This is a genomic window from Holophagales bacterium (assembly GCA_016699405.1).
Lineage (GTDB): Bacteria > Acidobacteriota > Thermoanaerobaculia > Multivoradales > JAGPDF01 > JAAYLR01.
The window spans coordinates 2828132-2852517 of record CP064972.1 but is presented as its reverse complement, the minus strand read 5'-3'; the positions used below and the strand labels follow the sequence as shown (position 1 = coordinate 2852517).

Here is a 24386-nt window from a genome sequence, read left to right as displayed (position 1 = left end):
CGCCAGGCCGCGAGCGCGCGCGTTGCTACAATCGCGCGCCGTGACTCCCTTCGAGCTCTCGATCCTCTTCTTCCTCGCGCTGGCGGCGATTCTCACCGCGTGTCGCCTCGTCGGCTATCTCGCCCGCTACCTTGGTCAGCCGCAGGTCGTCGGCGAGATGATCGCCGGCGTCCTCATCGGCCCGTCGCTCCTCGGCTGGCTCGCGCCGGACCTGCAGGCGACGCTGTTCCCCAAGGCGACGATGCCGATCCTCTATGCGGTCGCGCAGCTCGGGCTGGTGCTCTACATGTTCCTCGTCGGCCTCGACTTCGACGTCTCGCTGCTGCGCCGCCGGGCGCGCAGCGCGATGCTCGTCTCCTGGGCCGGCATCCTCACCCCGTTCACGCTCGGTGCGGGAATCGCCTGGGCCTTTCACGGCCAGCTCGGGCTCTTCGCCGCGAAGGTGTCGATCGGCGAAGCCGCGCTCTTCATGGGCGCCGCCATGTCGATCACCGCCTTCCCGATGCTGGCGCGCATCATCTACGAGCGCGGACTCTCGGGCACGTCGATGGGAACGCTGGCACTCGCCGCCGGCTCGGCCGACGACGCTGCCGCGTGGTGCATCCTCGCCGTCGTGCTGGCCAGCTTCAAAGACCAGCCGCAGATCGCCTTCTGGGCCATCGGCGGCGGCATCGCCTTCGCCGTCGTCGCCTTCGCGGTCCTGCGGCCGCTCCTCGCTCGCGCCGGCGGCTGGATCGTCCGCAACGACGCCTACGAGCGCGTCGCTCTCCCCGGAGCGCTGACCCTGTTGATGCTGGCCGCCTGGTACACCGACAAGGTGGGCATCTACGCCGTCTTCGGGGCCTTCGTCCTCGGCGCCTCGATGCCGCGGGGGGAGATCGCCGAACGGCTCGAGAAGCAGATCCAGCCGCTGACGGTGAATCTCCTGCTGCCGCTGTTCTTCGTCTACTCCGGGCTCAACACCCGCATCGGCCTCGTCGACACGCCGATTCTCTGGTTCTTCGCCCTCCTCGTGCTGCTCGCTGCCTGCCTGGGCAAGGGGGTCGCCTGCTACCTCGCCGCGCGCTGGAACGGCGAGCCGCCACGCGAGGCGGTCGGCATCGGCGCCCTGATGAACGCCCGCGGCCTGATGGAGCTGATCATTCTCAACATCGGCCTCGAGCGGGGCGTCATCACCCCGACGCTCTTCTCGATCATGGTCGTCATGGCGATCGCCACCACACTCATGGCGCTGCCGGTCTTCAACCTCGCCTTCGGCAAGCGCGCCCTCGGCGAAGCCGCGCTCGAACGACCTGCCGCCGCACCGGGCCCGCTCGTCGACGACTAGGAATCCCGCGGCGCGCGAGGCGACGCGACGGCTACCCGAGCCCCATCCGCGGGGAAAGGTGCGACTCCTCGCCGTAGAGGACTGCGATCGACTCGCCGAGCCAAGCCACCACCGCCTCCCGCCGGAGCTTGAAGCTCGGCGTCAGCATCGCCGGATAGTCGTCGGGCGCTCCGGGAACGACGAGAAGCCGCTTGGGAACCTCGTACTCGCTGAACGCCGAAAGTGCAGCCCGGACGCGCGGCAACAGCGCGGTTGCAGCATCTTCTCCGCTCGCCTCGAGCCGCGCGAGCTCGCCGCGCTCGACGAACACCGCGGCGGCGACATAGGGACGCCCTTCACCGAGGAGCATCGCGGCATGAAACGGCGGAACCCCGCCGATCGCCTGTTCGACCGGTTCGGGCGAGAGCTTCTTGCCAGTCGAGAGCACGAGCAGATTGCGCCTCCGACCCTCGACGTAGAGGTAGCCGTCGCGGTCGGCGCGGGCAAGATCGCCGGTACGGAAGAAGCCATCAGCCGTCCAGGCCTCCTGGTCGTCCTCCGCGTCGAGGTAGCTCGAGAGCAGCAACGGGCCGCGGAGCTGAAGCTCGCCGTCCGGCGCCAGGCGCGCTTCATGATCCGGCGAGATCAACCCGACGGCACCTGGCCGACGCGGCTCCGAGATCGGATTGGCCGAGATCATCCCGGCCGTTTCGCTCATGCCGTAAAGCTCGATGAAGGGCAGAGCGAGCCCTTCGAAGAACCGGAGCAGCTCGATCGTGGCGGGAGCCCCCCCCGAATAGACCGCCCGCACCGCACCACCGAGCCGGCGCCGCACCGCTCGCCCGATCAGGAGGTCGGAGACGACCGCGAGCCCGCGATCGCGCCAGCGACGCGAACCGTCGACCCGCATCCGTTCCGCCGCAGCGAGAGCTGCTTCGACCAGCGCGGCGAGCGGCCCGGGAAGCGCGCCCAACTTGCGCATGGCGCCTTCGCGAATCCGGTCGTAGACCAACGGCACGGAAAAGAGGTACGTCGGGCTCAGCGCCAGCGCGGCGTCCAGGTCGTCCCGGCGAGCGGTCATCACCAACTGGTGCCCCTGGGCGAGCGCCAGATTGAACTGGTCATGGCCCGCGACGTGGCCGAACGGCAAGAAGTGCAGACCGACGTCGGCGGCGGAGATCCCGACCGAGCTCGCTCCCGCTTCGAGCGCCCGGACGATCGCCCGCTGCGGCAGGCGCACGCCCTTCGGGCGACCGGTCGTGCCGCTGGTGAAAAGAAGAAGGAACGGGTCTTCCTCGCCGACCGCCGCCGCGGCAGCGCCGAGCTCGTCGAAACTCGCCCCCCCGGACGCCGCGACGGTCGCCTCCTCCAGCGAGAGGACGCCCACCTCTCGCGGCAAGGTCGCGGACGGAAGAGGCTCACCGGCGATGACGGCGGTGAGACCGCACCGCACGAGCTCGGGGACGGCAGACACCAACTTGGCCCACTGGGCAGCGGACGAGACGAACACGACCGTCGGGCGAACGCGTCGAGCGATCGCCGCTGCGGGTTCCGCCGAGAGGCTGGCGAAGAGGGCCGCCGGCTCGGCTCGTCGCAATTGGGCGCCGAAGGAGATCGCCATCCACTCGGGCGAGTTCTCCGCCAGCAGGAGGACGCGCGAGCCCGCCCCGACGCCCTGTGCGGCCAGCACCTTCGCCGCGCGGAGAGAAGCGAGCCCCAGCTGCCCGAAGGTCACCTCGCGGATCCCCGCTCGAGGGTCGAGGAAGCGCAGGAATCGGCGCTCGCTCCAGCGGGTCGCCGAGGCGGCGAGGAGCGCGGTCAGCGTCCGCTGCGGGAAGCGGGAAAGCGACAGGTGGGACGGCACCTCAGACCCTGACATCCCCCTCAGGGTACCGCCCCGTCGGGCGGCCGAGCGTCACAGTTCCGTCAGAAACAGCACGGCGGAGGCGATCGTGATCGCCTCCGCCGCTCCCGGGTTCGAGCTCAGTTGCCGCGGACCGCTCGCGCGCCCCAGGCGAAGGCCTCTTCGTTGAGGGGGATCATCGCGCACTTCTCCTTGAGCGCCTGGCGGATCGCGGTGAGGAAGGTCTCCTTGGGGAAGAGCTTCGTCGCCTCCTGAAGCGCTCCGAGGGCCACCACGTTCTTGACCACCGTGCGACCGAGATCGGCAGCGATCTGGGTGAACGGCACGCCGTAGGTGACGACCCGGTCCGGCAAGGCGGGGACCTCGTGGATCACCGAGCTGTCGTAGATCACCACGCCGCCCGGCTGCACCGTGGGACCGAACTTGGCGAGACTCGGTGCATTGAAGGCGACGAGCACGTGGGGCTTCGGCGCCGCCGGCGAGAGCACTTCGCGCTCGGCCACGTGCACGTCGGCGTAGGAGGTGCCGCCCCGCGACTCGGGTCCGTAGCTCGGGATGTGGGTGGAGTCGAACCCTTCGTTGATCGCCGCGCGGCAGAGCAGCATCGCCGCCGTCTGCGCTCCGTCGCCCCCAGAACCGGCGAGCTTGAGCGCCACGTCGCTCTTGGCGAGATGGGACGGGAAGCCCTCGGCATGGCGGACGATCTCCTCGGCCGAGCCGCCCACCGCCTGCAGGAAGCGGTCAGCGTCGAAGCTCGGCGTGGGCATCTCGGGGAACTTCGCGTCGGTCACGTCCTTCTTCAGGCCGAGCGGAAAGACCTTCGTCATCTCGCTCTCGACCCACTTCTCCGTCGCCTGCGGGTCCATTCCGAGGTGCGTCGGGCACTCGGCGAGAACCTCGACGAACGAGAATCCCTTGCCCTGGACCTGGCACTCGAGGGCCTTCTTGATCGCCTTCTTCGCCTTGGTGCGCTGCTTGGCGTCGTACAGCGCGACGCGCTCGACGTAGACCGGGCCTTCGAGGCCGGCGATCAGCTCGGCCATGCGCATCGGCTGCCCCATCAGCGGCTGGCGGCCGTAAGGCGAAGTCGAGCTCTTCTGACCCATCAGCGTCGTCGGCGCCATCTGGCCGCCGGTCATGCCGTAGATGGCGTTGTTGATGAAGATCACCGAGATGGGGATGCCGAGCTGCGCGGTCGAGACGATCTCGGCGAGGCCGATCGAGGCGAGGTCACCATCGCCCTGGTAGGAGATGACGATCGACTCGGGGTTGGCCGTCTTGTGGCCGATCGCTACCGCCGGAGCACGGCCGTGCGCCGCCTGGGAGTTGCCGACGTCGAAGTAGTAGTAGAGGAAGACCGAGCAGCCGACGGGTGAGACGGCGATCGTGCGATCCTGGATTCCCAGCTCGTCGATCGCCTCGGCAAGGAACTTGTGGGCCAGCCCGTGGCCGCAGCCCGGGCAGTAGTGGGTCGAATGCGCCTTCAGCCCTTGGGCATGGGCATGGCGCTCGAAGCGGTCGTAGAAGACGCTCGTGGTCATGAGGCCACCTCTTCAGCGGCGAGCACCTGGTGGACGATCTCGGACTGGGACGGGAGCATGCCGCCGTAGTGGCGCACGTGCTCGATCAGCGGCGGCCGGAAGACACCGGCGTTGGAGAGGGCAAGGCGCAGCTCGTCCTCGAGCTGACCGTGACTCGCCTCGACGACGACGATCCGCTCGACGCGCTTGAGCAGCGGCAGCAGGTGCTGGATGGGGAACGGCCAGAGGGTGATCGGACGGAAGAGCCCCGCCTTGATCCCCATCTGCCGCAGCTCCTGCACCGCACCCTTGGCCATCTGGGCGGGCGTCGTGCAGGCGATGACCAGGGTCTCGGCGTCGCCGCAGTGGAAGAGGTCGGCCCGCTGTTCGGCGGCGGTGATCCGAGCGTACTTGTCGATCAGGTGACGGTTGTGCTCTTCGAGCTCGGCTTCCGAGAGGTAGATCGAGCAGATGAGGTTGCCGCGGTGCATCTTGTCCCCGTACACCGCCCAGGCCGGGAGCCCCGGACGCACCATCTTCTTCGGCAGATTCACCCGCCCGGTCATCTGACCGAGATAGCCGTCGCTCGCGATGACCACCGGGTTGCGGTACTTGAACGAGAGCTCGAAGGCGAGCATCGACAGGTCGAGCATCTCCTGCGGCGTCGCCGGGGCGAGCGTGATGGCGTGGGTGTTGCCGTGGCCGAGCCCGCGGCAGGCGAGCTTGATGTCCGACTGCTCCGGCGCGATGTTGCCGAGGCCCGGACCGCCGCGCATGACGTTGACGAAGACCCCCGGGACCTCCGCACCGATCATGTAGGAGATGCCTTCGAGCATCAGGCTGAAGCCCGGCGACGAGGTGAAGGTCAGGCAGGGAAGCCCGGCACCGCCGCAGCCGTACATGATGTTCACGGTCGCCACTTCCGAAACCGCCTGCAGGAAGACGCCGTCGAGCTTGGGCAGGAGCTTGGCCATCAGCTCGGCGCCTTCCGTCGACGGCGTGATCGGGTAGCCATAGACGTGCCGGCAACCGGCGAGAAGGGCGCCGATCGCCGCCGCGTAGTTGCCCTTGACCACCAGCGGGGCGACCTCCGGCACGGGCACCCATTCGGCCGGCAGGTCGACCGGTTGCGGCGCCTCGTGGTGTCGTGCACCGAAGAGCGCCGCGGGGTCCTGCAGCTCGTAGTCTTCGCCGGGCGCCTGCGCCTGGAGCCCGAACGGCTCCGGACAGGCGGTGATGCAGAGGCCGCACCCGTTGCACGCCTCGAGGTCGAGGACGATCGGGATCAGGCCGGTTTGCGGGTTGATTTCGCTGCCGAGCGAAATGCAGTGCTTCGAGCAAACGTCGATGCAGCGTCCGCATCCCTTGCAGTACTCAGGGAAGACGAACGGCTTGGGACGTTCTGCGAGTTGGGACATCGGTTCCGCCTCCTTTCGGGCTCCGCCGGGACGAGAGGCTCTGCGGCGGTGGGCCCGCCTGTGCGAAAAGAGGATACCACTAATCCGATAAACGGATATAAATTTCTTTTTTTAGGTTTAGGGTAGGATGACCGCAGGAGGATCCTGCCATGCTCTCACGTAGCTCGGAGTACGCCATCCGTGCCCTTGCCTACCTTGGTCAGCGCGAGGACCGCGCCCCGTGGGTGCTCGCGCGGCAGATCGCCGCCGACCTCGACATCCCGTTCCCGTTCCTCGCCAAGATCCTGCAGACCCTCGCCGGAGAGGGCGTGCTCGAGAGCCAGCGTGGCCGCAACGGCGGCTTTCGTCTGGCGCGCAATCCCGAGCGCCTTTCGCTCTTCGAGATCGTCGAGCCGTTCGACAAGCTCGGCGCGCGGCGGCTCTGCGTCCTCGGTCAGAAGGTCTGCTCGGACGAGACGGCCTGCCCGCTCCACCACACCTGGAAGCACTCGCTGAACTCGTTCCTCCACCGACTGCGGACGACGTCGCTCGAGGATCTCAAGAGTCACCCCACGGCCATCGGCTTTCCGAGCCGGCGCGAACGGCCGAAGACGCCGCCGCCGGCGATTCCCGAGGCCTGAGGCGGAGCGGGCGGTCCGGACTTCACCGGAGCGCCGCGAGCGAGGCACGCCTAGGAGGGACGCGGCGTGTGGAGACGGCGCGAGATCTCGATGAGCTCGGCGAGATTCTCGAACGTCACCATGCCGAGCAACCGCCCCTCCTCGAAGACGAGGATCGGACCGGACGGGCGCGACTGGAGGAGCTTGAGCACCTCCTCGAGCGGCGCGTCCGGCGGCACGGCGACCACCTCGCGCTCCATCACGTCGAGCACCGCCGACTCGCGCCCAGCGCGCGCCAAGGCCTCGAGGAGACCGCCGCGCGAGAGGATCCCGGCGACGCGACCCCAGGCGTCGACCACCGGAAAGTCGTGCTGGTGCGTCGCCAACAGCAGCTCGGCGGCGCGGCCGAGGGAATCCTGCGGCGCGAGGACTTCGAAACGCGTCACCATCGCGTCGCGCGCCGTCAGTCCGGCGACGGCCGCGCGACTCCGGTGAAACGCCGCCTCCTGCGCGGCTCCCAGGAAGACGAAGAAGGCGACGAACAGCAGCATGAAGTTGCCGGAAAACAGGCCGATCGCGCCAAAGAGGATGGCAAAGCCCTGCCCGACGAGCGCGGCGATCGCCGTCGACTTCTCCTCCGGCATGAAGAGGGTGAGCGTCGCCCGCAGGATACGACCGCCGTCCATCGGGAAGGCCGGGACGAGATTGAAGAAGCAGAGGACGAGGTTGAGGATCCACAGCTCGACGACCACCGAGCTGCCCGACAGCATCTCCGCCGCGCTCGCCGGCATGGCGATCTGCATGGAGATCATCACGCCGAAGAGCATTCCAGCCAGAGCGAGGTTGACTGCGGGGCCAGCTACGGCGATGAGCAGCTCGGCCTTGCCCGACGGCATGCTCTCCATCCGCGCCACGCCGCCGATCGGATAGAGCACGATCTCGCGCGTCTTCACGCCGTAGATTCGCGCCACCGCGGCATGCCCGAGCTCGTGGAGCAGGACGCAGCCGAACAGCATGGCGGCGAAGGCAAGGCCGGAGAGGAACGTCTCTCCCTGTTGCATCGACCGCACGCCGAACCAGACCAGGATCAGCAGGAAGGTGAAGTGCAGACGGATCGGGATTCCCAGCGCGGTCCCGATCCGCAGGGCCCAGGCCGAGGCAGGATCTGCGCCGTCGCGGCGCCCTGCTCGGTTCGACAACGGTTCATTCGCCAAGGCGGGATCTCCTTCCGGGGAGGTCGAGAGCCCCCACGACCCGCCGTGCGAGCCGCAGGCGGCGGGGACTCATCATCGGGCGCGGGAGGTGACGAACTCGGCCAGCCGCGTCAGGCCGGTCGCCAGCCGCTCGCGCGAGCAGGCGTACGAAATGCGAATGTGACGGTCGTCGCCGAACGCCTCGCCGGGCACGACCGCGACGCCCTCCTCCTCGAGCAGGCGCTCGGCGAACGCCGCCGAGCCGCACAGACCCTCGCCGTAGATCGCCGAGACGTCCGGGAAGACCAGGAACGCCCCGTCGGGAGGAGTGCAGCGTACGCCGGGAAGGGCGCAGAGCCGCTCGGCCACCAGGTCGCGACGTCCGCGATACTCGGCGATCATCGCCGCGACGTGCGGCTCGCCGTGCTCGAGCGCCGCCAGAGCTCCTCGCATGGCGAAGGAGTTCGGGTTCGACGACGCGTGGCTCTGGATACGCACGACGGCCTTGGCGATCGGCCGTGGCGCCAGGCAATAGCCGAGACGCCATCCGGTCATCGCGTAGCTCTTCGAGAACGAGCCGACCACCACCACGGTCTCCGGGAACTCGGCGGCGAGCCGCGCCGCGCTCGCATGCCCATCGGCGTGATACACGAAGCGCTCGTAGGTCTCGTCGGCGATCACCACCACGCCACGAGAGGCACAACCCTCGACGATGCGGCGCAGTTCGTCGCCCGTGACGATGCCACCGGTCGGATTGCCCGGCGAATTGAGGATCACCGCCCGCGTGCGCTCGCCGAGCGCCGCGAGGATCGGCCCGGCGTGAATCCGAAAGCCATCCCCTCCGTCGAGCGGTACCGAGACGACGCGGGACCCGGCGAAGCGGACCTGCTCGGGGAAGCTCACCCAGCAGGGCGTGTTGAGCACCACGTCGTGCTCGTCGTCGAACAGCGCCAGGGCGAGCTCGAAGAGCGCCTGCTTGGCGCCGGCGGTGACGACGACCTGATCGAGATCCCAGGGCGCCCCGTGCTGGGCGTGATAGCGCTCGGCGAGAGCGCGGCGCAGCTCGGGAATTCCGTCCGCCGCGGTGTAGCGGGTGAACCCGGCGGCGAGCGCAGCGGCGGCCTCCTCCACTGCCGAAGGTGGCGACGGAAAGTCGGGCTCACCCGGTCCGAAGTCGACGATGTCGTGTCCCTGGGCGCGCAGCTCGGCAGCCCGGCGCGCCACGCGCATCGTCGCCGACTCGCCGAGACGCATCGCTCTTGCGGTAAGCCGCATCGCCGAAATGCTATCATCGCGCGCCGAACGCGCCGTGTCGCGGCGCACCTCTCGAGACCTTCGGCGCGATGCATCCACGAGTCCGCCGCACCCTCCGCAATCTGCTCGCCGCGCTTGCCTTGTCCGCTTCGGCGTCGCCCGGCGTCGCCGCGTCGCCGACCCCGGCCACGGCGCAATCGGCGCCGGCTCCGACGCCCGCTCCGACGGCGCCCGTGAGCTGGGTTCGCCAGATCGCTCCGGCCTTCGAGCTCGCCGAGAAGAGCGGCAAGCTGGTGATCGTCGATCTCTTTGCCGACTGGTGCTCCTGGTGCCACACGATGGACGAGCAGGTCTTCTCGACCGCTCGCTTCCGCGAGCTCTCGTCGCGCTTCGTGCTGCTGCGTGTCGACGTCGAGGACGGCGGCGAAGGAAGCGCGTTTCGCGACCGCTTCAACGCACCGAACCTGCCGACGATCCTCGTGCTCGACTCTCACCAGGCGCGGGTCGGCGCCATCGAGGGATACCTCACGGCCGATGCGCTCGTCGAGCGGATCGAGCGGGAAGTCGAGACCTGGCGCGGACTGGTCTCCGCCTTCGAGGCGGGCTCGTTCCGCTCCGATCGCGAGCTGTTCCAGAAGCTGGTCGGCGAGTTCCACGAGCGCGGCGACGGCCGCCGGGCAGCGCTCCTCTATCGCGAGCTGCTCGCCGCCGATCCGCCGGAGTCGGCCCGACGGTGGACGCGCTACATGCTCGCCGACGCGCTGAGGCTGGCTGGCGATTTCGCCGCCGCCGACCGCGAGCTCGGCGACGCGAGGAAGGAAGCGACCGCAGGGTCGGACCGCGAGCTGCTCGAACGCATCGATCTGCTCCGCTTCTACCTCGAACAGGATCGTGGCGCGTGTGCGGCCGCCAAGTCCGTCCTGGAGAGCTTCCTGCGCGACTACCCGGAGAGCGCCGACACGACGAAGGCGCGGAATCTGTTGCGCCTCCTGCGCCTGGACGGCCGCCCACACTGCGTCTAGCCCGCCTTGCTTCCCGAGGTTCAGCCATGTTCGATCGCACGCGCCGCTCGTTGCTCGGAGGCCTGCTCGGCCTCGTTCTGGTCGCTCCCGTCAGCGCCGCCCCCACACCCAAAGCGAGCCTCCGGCTGGCGGCGCAACGCACCGCCTATCGGCCCGGCGAGACCGCGCGCATCGTGGCCCGAGTGACGATCGAGCACGGCTGGCACGTCCAGTCGAACCGCCCGACGTTCGACTATCTGATTCCGACCGTGCTTACGGTTCGTCTGCCCGCCGGATGGTCCGCGCCGACGGTGAGCTACCCGGAGCCGAAGCTCTGGAAGGCCGGCTTCGTCGAGCAGCCGATCGCCGTCTACGAGGGCGAGGCGCGAATCCTTGCCGAGCTCGTCGTGCCGGCGGATGCGGCGGGAGAGATCCCCGTGACCGCGACGCTCGAGTACCAGGCCTGCGACGACCGCACCTGCATCCAACCGCTCGAGGCCGAGGCGTCGTTGACCCTGCGGATCGGCGAAGGAGGAGCGACGGATCCGGCCTTCTCCTCCAGCCAGCCGATCTCGCCGGGCGGCGAGACCCCGGCGGTCGCCGTGCCGAAGGTCGGACTCGCGGGGATGCTCTTCGCCGCGCTGCTCGGCGGGCTGATCCTCAACGCGATGCCGTGCGTGTTGCCGGTGCTCTCGCTCAAGCTCTTCGGTCTGGTGCGCAGCGCGAGCGCCGGACGGCGCGAGGTCGCCGCCGGCGGACTGGCCACGGCGCTCGGCATCCTGGCCTCCTTCTGGGCCCTGGCTCTCGCCGCGATCGCTGCGCGGGCCGCCGGCAGCGCCGTGGGCTGGGGGGTGCAGTTCCAGGAACCGGGCTTCGTCGCCTTCCTCGTCGCCGTGGTGGCGCTCTTCTCGCTCAACCTCTGGGGGCTCTTCGAAGTCCCCTTGCCACAGCGCCTCGCTCGGCTCGGCGAAGCCGGCGGAGGAGAGGGACCGGCGGGGCATTTCGTCTCGGGGCTCTTCGCGACCCTGATGGCGACGCCTTGCTCCGCCCCGTTCCTCGGCACGGCGGTGTCGTTCGCCCTGGCGCAGCCGGCGGGCGGCGTGCTCGCCATCTTCACGGCGGTCGGACTGGGAATGGCAGCACCCTATCTCTTGCTTGCCGTGGCACCCGGGACCGCCCGCTTCCTGCCGAAGCCCGGTGTCTGGATGGACACGCTCAAGGGCTTCATGGGATTCCTGCTCGCCGGCGCCGCCGTCTGGCTGCTCTACGTCCTGGCCGCACAGATCTCGCCGGAGCGGGTTCTCGCCGTCGAGCTGGTGCTGCTCGCCCTCGGGCTCGCAGCCTGGCTGCACTCGCGCACGCGCGCCGGCTCGCTCGGCCGGCGGCTCGCCGCCGTCGGCATGCTCGCCGCCTGCCTGTCGACGATCGCGCTCGCCGCGACGGCCACGCCCGCCTCGCGCACGGCGGTCGAAACCGGAGCAAGCGCTGCCGGTGGCCGCATCGCCTGGAAGAAGTTCGATCGCGCCGAGGCCGAGAAGCTGGCGGCCGCCGGACGGCTGGTGTTCGTCGACGTGACCGCCGACTGGTGCCTCACCTGCAAGGTGAACGAGCGCGTCGTCCTCGGTACCGCCGAGGTCGCCGACGCCTTCGCACGCCACGACGTCGTCGCGATGAAGGCCGACTGGACCAACCGTGACGCGGCGATCGGCGCCTTCCTCGCCGAGCACGGCCGCTACGGCATCCCGTTCTACCTGCTCTACCGACCCGGGCAGCCGCCGCATGTCTTCGGCGAGCTGCTGAGCCGCGAGAGCGTGGTGTCGGTCCTCGCGTCGTCGGCCGCCGCACGCTAGGCGAAATTTCGCTGAGCTGCGATCGGGGCGCGCTCCCACCCGATCGCGCGGGGCGACACCGCAAGGTGCCTGCTACCCTGGAAACGTGCGGCGGCCACCGAGCTGCCCACCTTCCGCTTCACCGCCTTGGAGCCCATGAACCACGAGACGATCCTCCAACTTCGCGAGGAGCGCTCCCGCCTTTATCTCGGCGGCGGGCGCGACCGCATCGAGAAACAGCATGCCGCGGGCAAGCTCACCGCCCGCGAGCGGCTCGCCATGCTCTTCGACCCCAACTCCTTCCAGGAGTGGAACCTCTATGTCCGCCACCGCTCGAACCACCCGGATCTCGCCGGCAGAGAGCTGCCGGGCGAAGGGGTGGTCACCGGCCTCGGTCTCACCGATGGCCGCCCGCTCTACGCGGCGAGCCAGGACTTCACCGTCGCCGGCGGCTCGATCGGCGAGGCCGGCGCCCGCAAAATCTGCGAGGTGATGGACGCCGCCCTCAAGACCGGCGATCCGTTCCTCTTCGTCAACGACGGGGCGGGCGCGCGCATCCAGGAGGGAGTCGACGCGCTCGACGGCTACGGCCATGTCTTCTATCGGAACGTCCTGCTCTCCGGCGTCGTGCCGCAGATCTCGATCGTCGCCGGTCCCTGTGCCGGTGGAGCCGCCTATTCGCCGGCGCTCACCGACTTCATCATCCAGGTCGAGCGACGCGGCCAGCTCTACATCACCGGCCCTTCGGTCATCAAGGAGGTCACCGGCGAAGAGACCACCGCCGACGAGCTCGGCGGAGTCGACACCCATTCGCGCGTCTCCGGGGTCGTCCATTTCGTCGCCGAAGACGACGCGGCGGCGGTGGCGCTGGCGCGACGCCTCCTCTCGTTCCTGCCAAGCAACAACACCGAGGATGCGCCGTTCCTGCGCGAGCAGCACAACGAGATGATCGTCGCCGACCCGGGCTTCGAGTCGGTGGTCCCGGACGATCCGCGCGAGCCGTACGACATGCGGCAGGTGATCCTCCGTGCCGTCGACCGCGGCGACTTCCTCGAGATCCAGGCAGACTACGCGTCGAATCTCGTCATCGGCCTGGGGCGGCTGATGGGTCGCAGCGTCGGCATCGTCGCCAACCAGCCGATGGTGCGCGCCGGCGCCCTCGACATCGACGCCTCCGACAAGGCTTCGCGCTTCATCCGCTTCTGCAACGCCTTCAATCTGCCGCTGGTGACCTTCGTCGACGTCCCCGGGTTCCTGCCGGGCATCCGCCAGGAGCTCGGCGGGATCATCCGCCACGGGGCGAAGATGCTCTTCGCCTACGCGGCGGCGACAGTGCCGAAGATGACGGTGGTCGTCCGCAAGGCCTACGGCGGCGCCTACCTGGCGATGTGCGCCAAGGCGATGGGAGCCGACCGCGCCTGCGCCTGGCCGACGGCCGAGATCGCCGTGATGGGCGCCGAAGGCGCGGTGCGCGTGCTCAACCGGCGTGAGATCGAACAGGCCGACGACCCACGCGCCGAGCTCGAGCGTCGTGTCGCCGAGTACCGCACCCAGTTTTCCGATCCGCGGGTGGCCGCCGGACGCGGCATGATCGACGAGATCATCGAGCCGGCCGAGACGCGGCTCTACCTGGCGAGCGCCCTCGAGGTCCTGCGTTCGAAGCGCGAGCTGCGGCCGCACAAGAAGCACGGCCTGATCCCGATGTAGGAGGGCGCGCCATGAACCTCAACGCCCTTCTCGGACCGGGCTTCGCGCTCGTGGCGTTCACCGCCGTCGGGCTCGTGCTGACGCTGCTGGCGGTCGCCGTGGTCTACGCCCTGCGGCTCCAGCCGCAGGGGGCCAGGACCCCCCGTGTCGCTTCGACCCCGGCCTCGGATTCCTCGTCCGGCCTGCCGGAGCATCTCGTCGTCCTCCTCGCCGCGGCGGCTACCGCCGCGGTCGGGCGCTCTCGCATCCGCCGTGTGCGCCGGTTGCCGGCCGCCGACCTGCCCTCCAGTCCCTGGTCGGTCACCGGCCGAGCCGTCCTGCAAGGCTCGCACGTCGTCCCCACTCACGCGCCGAAGCCCTGACGATCCGGGCCCGGAGAACTCATCATGAAGCTCAAGATCACCGTCAACGACGTCGCCTACGAGGTGGACGTCGAGATTCTCGACCCCGCCGACGGCGTCGGCGCTCCGGAAGCGCTGCCGACGCCACAGTCCTTCGTCTCGCCCGGCGCCGCCTACACCCCGCTGACCCCCGCGGCCGCCTCGCCGGCTCTCGCGCCACCGGCCCAGGCGGGAGCGCTCGCGTCGCCCGTCGCCGGCACCGTGCTGGAAGTCCGCTGCAAGCCCGGCGACGTCGTCGACGAGAACCAGCTCGTGTTCGTGCTCGAGACGATGAAGATGAAGACCTCGATCGCCGCACCCGGCAAGGGGCGCGTGTCGGCCGTGCTCGTCGCCGTCGGGGACTCGGTGCGCGAAGGCCAGCCGTTGCTGAGCTTCGCCTGACCGCACCGCGACCTCCCGACCGCTCCGGACGGACCACCCGATGAAATCCGCGGTTCTGCTGGCTCTGCTCGTCTACGGCATCGCGGCGGCGCTCTCGCTCTTCGTCGCCGTGCTGATCAAGGCGATCTACCTCACCGTTCAGTTGACCCGGAAGGAGGGCTCGTGAGCTTCGACCTCCTGCTGAGTCTCTTCCAGGGCATCCAGACCCTCGTCGCCTCGCGTCCCGCGGTGATCGTGGCGCGGATCGCCCTGATCCTCCTCGGCATGCTGCTCGTCTACCTCGGCAAGCGCGAGATTCTCGATCCGCTGCTGATGATCCCGATGGGCTTCGGCATGAGCGCCGTCAACGCCGGTGTGCTCTTCCTCGCACCGGGGGTCCAGGGGACGCTCTTCGTCGACCCGATCCTCAGCGAGCCGGCGCAGCTGATGAACATCCTGCAGATCGACTGGCTGCAGCCGATCTACACCTTCACCTTCAGCAACGGCCTGATCGCCTGTCTCGTCTTCATGGGCATCGGCGTGCTGCTCGACGTCAGCTACGTGCTGGCGAGGCCGTTCGAAAGCATGTTCCTGGCGCTCTGCGCCGAGCTCGGGACCATCGCCACCTTCCCCATCGCCATGGCTCTCGGGCTCAAGCCCGGAGAGGCCGCGTCGATTGCCATGGTCGGCGGTGCGGACGGTCCGATGGTCCTCTACACCTCGCTGACCCTCTCGAAGCACCTCTTCGTGCCGATCACCGTCGTGGCCTACCTCTACCTCGGGCTCACCTACGGCGGTTATCCGTACCTGATCAAGCTGCTCGTGCCACGCCGGTTGCGCGCGCTCAAGCCGGCTCCGCCGAAGAAGACCGTCGACATCACCTCGGGCGAAAAGCTGGCATTCTCCATCGTCTCCTGCAGCGTCCTCTGCCTGCTCTTCCCCGTCGCCGCGCCGCTCTTCCTCTCGCTCTTCGTCGGCGTCGCGGTCAAGGAGGCCGGGCTCAAGCACTTCGTCGACATCATCGGCGGTCCGATCCTCTACGGCTCGACCTTCTTTCTCGGCTTGCTGCTCGGCGTCCTCTGCGAGGCCAACACCATCCTCAACCCGCAGGTGTTGCTGCTCCTGTTGCTGGGCATCCTTTCGCTGCTGCTCTCCGGCATCGGCGGGATCGCCGGCGGCTACCTGATGCTGCTGTTCAAGCGCGGGCGCTACAACCCGGTGATCGGCATCGCCGCCGTGAGCTGCGTGCCGACGACGGCGAAGGTGGCCCAGAAGTCGGTCTGGGACGAGGCACCCGACGTGCTGATCCTCCCGGAGGCGCTCGGTGCCAACATCTGTGGCGTGATCACCACCGCGATCATCGCCGGGATCTACATCACGCTGGTGCCCTTCTTCCAGTGATCCCCCGCTCGCGGCGCGGCACCTGGGTCGGCGGCACGGCGCTGGCGTTCGGCGGCGTGCTGGTGGCGCGGCTCGGTGCGGACCTGGCGCCCGCGCCGTGGCCGCCGTGGGTCCGCACCGCCGGGATCCTGCTCGCCTTCGCCGGCCTGTTCGTCATCACCCTCGGGACACGGACGCGTCGCGACCCCTCCTAGCGGTCGCGACGCTCGGCGCGCCTCCCGCGCTCCGGCACCCCTCTGCTACGCTCGCCCCATGACCGTGCGCCCGCTTGCCGCCTGGACTCTTGCCCTCGCCTTCTGCCTGCCCCTCGCCGGTCACGCCGAGACCCCCGCCGAAGCGATTGCCCGCGGCGATGCCGCATGGGCGCGACGGGCCGAAGGACAGGTCGCCGGCAAGGCGGCTCCCCAGCCGATCGGCGAAGCGGTGACGGCCTACGAGGCGGCTCTGGCACTCGACGCCACGAGCCTCGAGGCGCACTGGAAGCTGATGCGCGCGCTCTGGTTCCAAGGCGACTACGCGACGACCGGCAACGAGCCGCGTCAGGCCGTCTTCGCGCGCGGGCGGGACGTCGGCGAACGGGCTCTCGACCTACTCTCGACTCGTTTCGGCGGACGCAAGAAGCTCGACGCGATGAAGCCGGCCGAGCGCGCGCGAGCGCTCGGCAGCGTCCCCGAGGCCCTGCCGATCTACTTCTGGGGCGCCGCCAACTGGGGTCTCTGGGGCGAGGAGTTCGGCACCATGGCCGCGGCACGCCAGGGAGTGGCGGGCCGGATCCGTGACGGCGCCGAGACGGTCATCGCTCTCGACGAACGCTTCGAGCAGGCCGGCGGCCATCGCATTCTCGGACGGCTCCATGACCGCGCGCCGTCGATCCCGTTCTTCACCGGCTGGATCGACCACAACCTCGGCGTCCGCGAGCTGCGACGCGCGGTCGAGCTCGCCCCCGACTACCTCTACAACCGGATCTACCTGATCGAGGCGCTGATCGAGCACGGCGACAAGGTCACGCGAGGCGAGATCGACGCCATCCTGCGCGATCTCCTGGCGCGGAGCGCCCACCCGGCGACCCTGACCGAAGACTCGCGCATCCTCGAACAGGCGCGCCAGCTCCTGGCGCGGCCCTGAGTCCGCCGGCCACCCGGCGGAATTCGGCCGCCCCGCGCGGCGTTGAACTAGAGTGCGCGCGAGGAGGCGTTCCATGCCCGAGAAGACCGTGATCGTCCCTGCCATCAACTGCGGCCATTGCGTGCGCACGATCGAGCGCGAGCTTGCCGAAGTCGAAGGGGTCACGACGGTGCGAGCCGACGCCGCGACCAAGCAGGTCGTGGTCGCCTGGGAGCCGCCGGCCGACTGGCCTCGCCTCGTCGGGGCGTTGACCGAGATCGGCTTTCCTCCCGCCGAGAGCTGAAGAGCGGTGACCGCCTCCTCCGGCGAGTCGCCCGCGGCCTCGGCCGCTCCGGACGACGTGACCCGCACCGAGCTTTCGATCTCCGGCATGACCTGCGCCAACTGCTCGTTGGCAGTCGAGCGGGCACTGATGCGCAAGGTCCCCGGGGTCCTCTCGGCCACGGTGAATCTGGCCACAGAGCGCGCCATGGTCGAGCACGACGCGAAACGCGCGCGGCGGGGCGACCTCGTCGCGGCGATCCGTCGTGCCGGCTACGACGTCGTGGAGGCCGCGGGCGCCCCGCTCGTCGACGCCGAGCGCGCCGCCCGCCTCGCCGAGGAGGGCCGAGAGCGTCGGCTCCTCGCCGTGGGCATCGCCTTCACCCTGCCGCTCTTCGCCCTCAGCATGGCCCGCGACCTGGGGTGGCTCGGCGCCTGGGCCGAGGCGATCTGGGTCTCCTGGCTCTTCTTCGCGCTCGCCACGCCGGTCCAGGCGATCGTCGGTCGCGATTTCGTCGTCGGGGCCTGGCGAGCGCTTCGCAACGGCGTGGCGAACATGGACGTGCTGGTGGCCCTCGGCTCGCTCACGGCGTTCCTCTTCTCGGTGGCCGTGGCGATCGCGCTGACCCTGGGCGATCACCGTCTGGGGCATCACGTCTACTTCGAGACCGCGGCGGCGATCCTCACCCTGATCAAGGTCGGCAAGCTCCTCGAGGCGAAGGCGCGCGGGCGCACCAGCTCGGCGCTGCGAGCGCTGCTCGACCTGAGACCGAAGACCGCCCGGCGGATCGACGACGGGGGCGACGTCGAGGTTCCTCTCGCCGCCGTGCGTCCCGGCGACCGGCTGCGGGTGAGACCGGGCGAACAGATTCCCACCGACGGCGTCGTCGTCTCCGGCCAGTCTGCGGTCGACGAGGCGCTGCTTTCGGGCGAGAGTCTGCCGGTCGACCGCGGACCGGGGGACCGCGTCGTCGGCGGCACGGTCAACCGCGAAGGGATGCTGGTGATCGAGGCGCGCGAGGTCGGCGCCGACACGGTGTTGGCGCGGATCGTCCGACTCGTCGAGCAGGCACAGGGAAGCCGGGCACCGATCCAGCGACTGGCCGATCGCGTCGCCGGGATCTTCGTCCCGACAGTGATCGCCATCGCCCTGGCGTCGTTCCTCTTCTGGTGGCTTGTCGCGGGAGCCGGCTTCACCGCGGCGCTTCTGCGTCTCGTCGCGGTTCTGGTCATCGCCTGCCCTTGCGCCCTCGGGCTCGCGACGCCGACCGCGATCATGGTCGGCACCGGCCGCGGCGCCGAGGCGGGCCTGCTGTTTCGCGACGCCGAGGCGGTCGAGCGCGCCGAACGGGTACGGACCGTCGTCCTCGACAAGACCGGTACCGTCACGACGGGGCAGGCCGCGGTCGAGCAGATCGTTCCGGCCCGCGGTTGGCATCTCGACCGTCTGCTCGCACTCGCCGCGGCGGCCGAATCCGGGAGCGAGCATCCGCTGGCCCGCGCGCTGGTCCGGGCTGCCGAAGCACACGGATTGTCGCTCGCCGCGCCGCAGGAGCTGCGCGCCGTGCCCGGCGCAGGCGTGGTCGCGCGGGTCGACGGGCGGCGGATCACGATCGGCAGCGAGCGCTTCCTGGCCGAACAAGGGACGGCCACGGAGGAGCTCCGGGCAGAGGCGGCCGCCTTCGAGGCCGCGGCGCGGACGTTGCTCTGGATTGCCGTCGACGGCGAGCTCGCCGGGCTCGTCGCGATGCACGATCCGGTCAAGCCGGGGGCGAAGGAGGCCATCGCGCGACTGGTGGAACGGGGCCTCGCGCTCGTCCTGCTCTCCGGGGACCGCACGGCGGTGGCCCGTGCCGTCGCCGCCGAGGTCGGGATCACCGAGGTCCTCGCCGAGGTGCGGCCCGAGGGGAAGGCCGAGGCGATCCGCTCGCTGCAACGGGACGGCCGCGGGCCAGTGGCGATGGTCGGCGACGGCGTCAACGACGCGCCGGCCCTCTCCAGCGCCGAGGTCGGCTTCGCCATCGGCAGCGGCGCCGACGTGGCGAAGGAGGCGGCCGACGTGACCCTCCTCGCCGCCGACCTCGCGGGTGTCGGCAAGGCGCTGGCACTCTCGCGCGCGACGATGCGGACGATCCGGCAGAACCTCTTCTGGGCGTTCTTCTACAACGTCCTGCTGATTCCGGTGGCCGCCGGGGCCCTGCATGGCATGACGGGCCTCCCGTCGGTGTTGCGCGACCTCCACCCGGCGTTCGCCGCCCTGGCGATGGCGACGAGCAGCGTCAGCGTGGTGGGCAACAGCCTGCGGCTGCGCCATCTCCGCCTCGACTGACGACGGCGCCCACGCCGCACCTGGGCTATATTGCGCCAGACTCCGATGCGCATCGTCCTCTCGCACCCCCCGGCTCCGGAGAGCGTCTCCGTCGAAGAGCTGCGCGCCCTGCTCGCCGACCCCGAGCGCGTCCTCTGGGTCGATCTCACCGGACCCGAGACCGAGCATCTCGAGTTGATGGAGAAGGTCTTCGGCTTCCATCCGCTGGCGATCGAGGACACCCGCAACCAGCGCCAGCGCCCCAAGGTCGACGAGTACGAAGGGCATCTGTTCCTCATCCTCAACCCGGTGGTCCGCGATGGCGCGGAGACGACCTTCCGCGAGCTCGACGTCTTCATCGGCCCCAACTACGTGGTCACCGTCCACCCGGAGCAGGAGTCGGTGGTCGCCGAAGTCGAGCTCCGGCTGCAGCGCCACTCGAACGGACGACCGCTCACCCCGGGGTTCCTGCTCTACGCCCTGGTCGACACGGTCGTCGACGGCTACTTTCCGGTCCTCGACACGATCGACGAGGAGCTCTCGGCGCTCGAAGACGAGCTGTTGGCGTCTCCGCGCGAGGCGATCCTCGAACGTCTCCTCGCTCTCAAGCGCTCGCTCATCGAAGTGCGACGCGTCGTCGGCCCGCAGCGCGACATGTTCAACGTCTTGACGCGCCGCGACCTCGGGCTGATCGACCCGGAGTTGATGCGGTTCCACTTCCGCGACGTCTACGACCACCTGCTGCGGATCACCGACACGGTCGACACCTTCCGCGATCTGCTGACCAGCATGGTGGACCTCTACATGTCGGCGATCTCGAACCGGCTGAACGTCGTGGTGAACCGGCTCACCCGGGTCACCGTGGTGATCGGCGCCTTCGCGGTGATCACCGGTTTCTACGGGATGAACTTCAACCACACCTGGCCGCGGCTCGACAGCCCCTGGGGGACGGGGTTCACCCTCGCGTTGATGGGCGCCGTCGCCTTCGGCCTGCACCGCTTCTTCTTGCGCGAGCGCTGAGCGATGCCACCGCGAAGGGGAGGGCCGCGCCGGGCGCTCGGGCTCCTGCTGCTGTGCGGCCTGGCGCTGGCCGGCTGCGACCTGGCTTCGCCGCCGAGCCGCGGCGAGCGGCGCTCGTCGGCGACGTCGGCTCGGGGCGAGGGCGGCGGTCTCGCCTACGACCTGGCGGCCGACGAGCGCGACGGCGGCCACACGCTGGCGCGCCACGTCGGTCGTTCGCCGGCCGATCTCGCCGACCGCCTGGCGCAGGAGCGCGGCGTCCGCACCGCGTCGACTTTCTCGGATCGCGCGACGGCCGAGCGCGCGGTCGGCCTCGCCCTCGATCGTTTTCGCGAGCGGATCGACAGCTGGTGTGCCCGCGGCCCACGGCGGCCGAACCTGGCCTTGACCGTGCGATCGCCCGACGGACGGCCGTTCGGCCTTTCTCTCTCCCGCGGCGACCGCTCACCGCGCGAGGCCTTCGCGGCGCGCGTCGTCCTCCGCGCCCGCGGCGACGGGTTCATCGTGCTGACGGCCTATCCCACGGAGGAGCGATGAGCGACTCGTCCCGCGACCGCCGAACGGAGGCGCGCCACGCCGCAGCCAGCCTCGACGCCGAAGCCTGCCCGGCGCTCGCCGCCTTCGCCGGAGGTTACCTGCACGAAGATCTCGCCCTCGACTATGGGTCGGCCGCCGAGGCGGCCTGGGCCTTCTGCCATGACGTCGAGCTCGACGAGGTCGCCGCGTTGGCGCGCGAGTGGGAGCTCCTCGAATCGATCGCCCGCCACCTGCCGATTCCCGAGGTGGCGGAACTGCTCGCTGCCCGCTTCGGCGCCGCCTGGCAACCCGTCAGCTTCGCCGAGATCAGCGCCGTCACGGCCGAGCTGCACGCCGTGCTGGCCGATCCTCTCGACGCCGACTAGGCCGGTGAGGCTTCGTTCCCCCCGCCAGCGCCGGCCGGGAACCGATCGGGAAGTGCCTCTCTGGTGGAGCGAGGCCTTTCAGGCCGAGGGGCTCTCCGCTTCGCGCGCCATGACCACCAGCGTCAGGTCGTCGGCCGGAGCCTCCGTGCCGTGGCGCGTGTCGAAGGCGGCGAGAATCCGCGCGTGGATCGCCTCGACCGTGCCGCCGAGCGCGACGAGCTCGCGCAGCCGCTCGAAGCCGAAGGCCTGACCGTCCCGTCCCACCCCTTCCGGCAGACCGTCGCTGTAGAACACCAGCACGTCGCCGTCTTCGAGAACGGCCTGCTCGGCGGCCAGCGGCAGGGTCGAACGCAGGCCGAGCGGCAGGCCGCCGCGGCCCAGCTCGACGAGCTCTCCGGTGCGGCGGCGCAACAGCGGGAACGGGTGGCCGGCGTCGACGTACTCGAGCGCGCCGCTCGCCGGGTCGAGCAGGCCGACGAAGAGGCTCATGAACGAACGCGCCCCCCCGGTCCGCGCCAGCACGTGATTGACCGTGCGGGCGACCGCCACCGGGCTCGGGTCGAGCTCGACCGCCGTCCGGATCGCCGCGCTCGCCAGCGCCATCACCAGCCCGGCGGCCATGCCGTGACCGCTGGCGTCGCCGACGACCACCGCGATGCGGCCGCCCTCGACCGGCAGGAAGTCGTAGTAGTCGCCGCCCACCTCGTTGGCGGTGCGATAGCCGTGCGCCACGCGAAAGCCGGGGATCTCGACCGTTCCACGCGGCAGCAACTCCGCCTGCACCGACCGCGCGACTTCGAGCTCGTCGCGCACCAGCACGCGGTCGGCGAGCTCGACTGCGAGCAGGTAGACGAGAAAGCTGACGCTGGCGAGCATCCAGAATGGCGACGCGTCCGCAACGACCCGGATCCCCTCCTCCGGCGAACCGAACTGCACGCGATGCGCGGTCAGGGCGAAGAACGCGAAGAGCAGGGCGAGAACGAAGAGCAGCCGCCGCGGCGGCGAGAGCTTGAAGGCGATGCCGCGAAAGAGGACCCAGGCGCGGTGCAGCCAGCGCTTCAGACCGTTCCGGGGCTCTTCCCCGACGGCGCGGTCGCGAGCCAGCACCGCATAGGCCTGGGCCGCATCCCGCTTGAACAGGCGCTGGACGTCCTCGGTCCGCAGACCGTCGGTGAACTCGCGGACGAAGTGCCCCAGTCGATCGAACGACGAGGGGCGGGGGGGCGGCGGGACGTTGGCGGACAAGGGGTCTCTCCCGCTTAGAATACGCTGGTCGTCGTCGAAGGTTCCCCCGGGAGGAATCCATGTCCCAGCCGTTTGCCGCCGCCTCTGCCGCCGCGCTCGCTGCACTCGATCGCGACCGCGTCCTTTCGCGCCTCTGGGACCGCGACCACACCGTCTGGAGAGAGGATCCGACCGAGATCGCCAACCGCCTCGGCTGGCTCGATCTGCCGCAGACGATGCGCGACCACCTGCCCGAGCTCGACGAGGTGGCGCGGGAGACACGCGACGAGAACGTCCAGGACGTCGTGCTCTGCGGCATGGGCGGATCGAGCCTCGGCGCCGAGGTCCTGCGCGCCGTGGCCGGACGTGGCCCGGGATTCCCCCGTCTCTTCGTCGTCGACAGCACGGTGCCCGACTGGGTCCGTCGCGTCCGCAGCATGATCGACCCGGCACGATCGCTCTTCCTGATCTCCAGCAAGTCCGGCGGCACGGCGGAGGTCTCGTCGCTGTTTCGCTACTTCTGGGCCGAGACGTTCGCGGCGGTAGGGCCGCGCGAGGCCGGCCAGCGCTTCCTCGCCATCACCGACCCCGGCTCGTCGCTCGCCACGCTGGCGGGTGAACGGGGTTTCCGCCACCTCTTTCTCAACCCACCCGACGTCGGCGGGCGGTTCAGCGTCCTCTCCCTGTTCGGTCTGGTTCCCGCCGCACTGCTCGGACTCGACCTGCGACAGCTGCTCGCCCGGGCGGGAGCGATGGCCGTCGCCTGCGGTCCGGAGCTTGCCGCCGAGAAGAACCCGGGAGCCGCGCTGGGAGTCGCGATGGCCGCCGGAGCCCAGACCGGCAGGCCGTTCCTCACGCTCCTCGCCGACGCCCGGCTCGCGCCGTTCGGCCTCTGGGCCGAGCAGCTGGTCGCCGAGAGCCTGGGCAAGGAGGGGGTGGGCGTCGTCCCGATCTGCGGCGAACCGCTGCGCGATGCCGACAGCTATCCCGACGACCGCGTCTTCGTGCGCCTCCGCCTCGCCGGGGAACGCGAGCTCGAGCTCGACCGCCTCGCCGCGGCGCTCGCCAACGACGGCCGGCCGGTGATCGAGATCGCTCTGCCCGCGCCCGAAGCGCTCGGCGCCGAGTTCTTCCGTTGGGAGTACGCGACGGCGGTCGCCGGACACCTGCTCGGCGTCCATCCGTTCGATCAGCCGAACGTCGAGGAGACCAAACGCGAGACGCGGAAGCTCCTCGACACCTTCCGCACCGCCGGCGCACTGCCGGGAGTCACCGCCCCCGACGACCTGCGGGCGATGCTGCTCGCCTCGCCGGCCCCGACCTACGTTGCCCTGCTCGTCTACACCGACGAAACCGACAGCGACACCGCGCTCCTCCAGGAGATCCGCTGGCGGATCGGCCGCGAGCTCGGCGTGCCGACGACTCTCGGCTTCGGTCCGCGCTACCTCCATTCGACCGGACAGATGCACAAGGGCGGGCCGGACGGAGGCCTCTTCGTGCAGATCGTCGGGCTGGGAGACGACCTCGAGATCCCCGGCGAGCCGTTCGGCTTCGCCACTCTGGCGCGCGCTCAGGCCGACGGCGACCTGCTGGCGCTCCAGGGGCAAGGCCGGCGTTGCGTGCGGCTCGAGCTCGGCGACGACGTCGCCTACCGGCTGGCGGCGATCCACCAGTCGCTCGACTGATCCTCGCC

20 protein-coding genes and 1 pseudogene are annotated in these 24386 nt (G+C 70.1%); 15 read left to right on the top strand and 6 right to left on the bottom strand.

Features of this window, described 5'->3' with window-relative positions; all coding sequences use genetic code 11:
• Positions 1-40: 40 nt before the first annotated feature.
• Positions 41-1327: a cation:proton antiporter gene (locus IPJ17_11785; protein ID QQR72207.1), complete on the top strand. Its 1287-nt coding sequence runs from the start codon at positions 41-43 to the stop codon at positions 1325-1327.
• Positions 1328-1358: 31 nt separating this feature from the next.
• Here IPJ17_11785 and IPJ17_11780 read toward each other — a convergent pair whose 3' ends face one another.
• The 3 genes from IPJ17_11780 to IPJ17_11770 all read right to left on the bottom strand — a co-directional run bounded on the left by IPJ17_11780 (position 1359) and on the right by IPJ17_11770 (position 6108).
• Positions 1359-3170 carry an AMP-binding protein gene (locus IPJ17_11780; protein ID QQR72206.1) on the bottom strand — a complete coding sequence of 604 codons (1812 nt, stop codon included), beginning with the start codon at positions 3168-3170 and terminating at the stop codon, positions 1359-1361.
• Positions 3171-3289: 119 nt separating this feature from the next.
• Complete coding sequence (locus IPJ17_11775; GenBank protein QQR72205.1) at positions 3290-4711, bottom strand: 2-oxoacid:acceptor oxidoreductase family protein; 1422 nt, start codon at positions 4709-4711, stop codon at positions 3290-3292.
• On the bottom strand, positions 4708-6108 hold the full coding sequence (locus tag IPJ17_11770; GenBank protein ID QQR72204.1) for a 4Fe-4S binding protein: 1401 nt from the start codon (positions 6106-6108) through the stop codon (positions 4708-4710). The genes IPJ17_11775 and IPJ17_11770 overlap by 4 nt, the downstream gene beginning before the upstream one ends.
• 149 nt (positions 6109-6257) lie before the next feature.
• On the opposite strand from IPJ17_11770, the gene IPJ17_11765 reads away from it, so the two are divergent.
• Entirely contained in the window at positions 6258-6728 is a 471-nt protein-coding gene (locus tag IPJ17_11765; GenBank protein QQR72203.1) for an Rrf2 family transcriptional regulator, read from the top strand.
• 50 nt (positions 6729-6778) lie between these two features.
• Here the strand turns inward: IPJ17_11765 and IPJ17_11760 are convergent, their stop codons facing one another.
• Positions 6779-7921, bottom strand: a complete 1143-nt coding sequence (locus IPJ17_11760) for a site-2 protease family protein (GenBank protein QQR72202.1) — start codon at positions 7919-7921, stop codon at positions 6779-6781.
• 72 nt (positions 7922-7993) lie between these two features.
• Positions 7994-9175, bottom strand: coding sequence for a pyridoxal phosphate-dependent aminotransferase (locus IPJ17_11755; GenBank protein ID QQR72201.1), 1182 nt, complete (start codon positions 9173-9175; stop codon positions 7994-7996).
• A gap of 212 nt (positions 9176-9387) precedes the next feature.
• On the opposite strand from IPJ17_11755, the gene IPJ17_11750 reads away from it, so the two are divergent.
• From IPJ17_11750 to IPJ17_11695, 12 genes and pseudogenes are all read left to right on the top strand, one after another.
• Positions 9388-10176, top strand: a complete 789-nt coding sequence (locus IPJ17_11750; GenBank protein QQR72200.1) for a thioredoxin family protein — start codon at positions 9388-9390, stop codon at positions 10174-10176.
• A gap of 26 nt (positions 10177-10202) precedes the next feature.
• Positions 10203-12005: a thioredoxin family protein gene (locus IPJ17_11745; GenBank protein ID QQR72199.1), complete on the top strand. Its 1803-nt coding sequence runs from the start codon at positions 10203-10205 to the stop codon at positions 12003-12005.
• Positions 12006-12140: 135 nt separating this feature from the next.
• Positions 12141-13691 (top strand): acyl-CoA carboxylase subunit beta, encoded by a 1551-nt coding sequence (locus IPJ17_11740; GenBank protein QQR72198.1) that lies wholly within the window; start codon positions 12141-12143, stop codon positions 13689-13691.
• A gap of 11 nt (positions 13692-13702) precedes the next feature.
• Positions 13703-14053: a hypothetical protein gene (locus tag IPJ17_11735; GenBank protein QQR72197.1), complete on the top strand. Its 351-nt coding sequence runs from the start codon at positions 13703-13705 to the stop codon at positions 14051-14053.
• Positions 14054-14077: 24 nt separating this feature from the next.
• Positions 14078-14473 carry an acetyl-CoA carboxylase biotin carboxyl carrier protein subunit gene (locus IPJ17_11730; GenBank protein QQR72196.1) on the top strand — a complete coding sequence of 132 codons (396 nt, stop codon included), beginning with the start codon at positions 14078-14080 and terminating at the stop codon, positions 14471-14473.
• A 162-nt stretch (positions 14474-14635) separates the two neighbouring features.
• A complete protein-coding gene (locus tag IPJ17_11725) occupies positions 14636-15853 on the top strand; it encodes a sodium ion-translocating decarboxylase subunit beta (protein ID QQR72195.1) in 1218 nt (405 codons plus the stop codon).
• A complete protein-coding gene (locus IPJ17_11720) occupies positions 15850-16047 on the top strand; it encodes a hypothetical protein (protein ID QQR72194.1) in 198 nt (65 codons plus the stop codon). The genes IPJ17_11725 and IPJ17_11720 overlap by 4 nt, the downstream gene beginning before the upstream one ends.
• A gap of 58 nt (positions 16048-16105) precedes the next feature.
• Positions 16106-16978, top strand: coding sequence for a hypothetical protein (locus IPJ17_11715; GenBank protein QQR72193.1), 873 nt, complete (start codon positions 16106-16108; stop codon positions 16976-16978).
• A gap of 73 nt (positions 16979-17051) precedes the next feature.
• Positions 17052-19568 (top strand): annotated as a pseudogene (locus IPJ17_11710) (heavy metal translocating P-type ATPase).
• A 45-nt stretch (positions 19569-19613) separates the two neighbouring features.
• The gene (corA, locus tag IPJ17_11705) at positions 19614-20567 is read left to right on the top strand and encodes a magnesium/cobalt transporter CorA (protein ID QQR72192.1); all 954 of its coding nucleotides are present in this window, start codon (positions 19614-19616) and stop codon (positions 20565-20567) included.
• A gap of 3 nt (positions 20568-20570) precedes the next feature.
• Positions 20571-21104, top strand: a complete 534-nt coding sequence (locus tag IPJ17_11700; protein ID QQR72191.1) for a hypothetical protein — start codon at positions 20571-20573, stop codon at positions 21102-21104.
• A complete protein-coding gene (locus IPJ17_11695; protein ID QQR72190.1) occupies positions 21101-21469 on the top strand; it encodes a hypothetical protein in 369 nt (122 codons plus the stop codon). The genes IPJ17_11700 and IPJ17_11695 overlap by 4 nt, the downstream gene beginning before the upstream one ends.
• A 78-nt stretch (positions 21470-21547) precedes the next feature.
• On the opposite strand, the gene IPJ17_11690 is transcribed toward IPJ17_11695, so the two are convergent.
• The gene (locus tag IPJ17_11690) at positions 21548-22714 is read right to left on the bottom strand and encodes a SpoIIE family protein phosphatase (GenBank protein ID QQR72189.1); all 1167 of its coding nucleotides are present in this window, start codon (positions 22712-22714) and stop codon (positions 21548-21550) included.
• A gap of 59 nt (positions 22715-22773) precedes the next feature.
• Here IPJ17_11690 and IPJ17_11685 point away from each other — a divergent pair, with 59 nt between their 5' ends.
• Positions 22774-24378, top strand: a complete 1605-nt coding sequence (locus IPJ17_11685; protein ID QQR72188.1) for a glucose-6-phosphate isomerase — start codon at positions 22774-22776, stop codon at positions 24376-24378.
• Positions 24379-24386 lie beyond the last annotated feature (8 nt).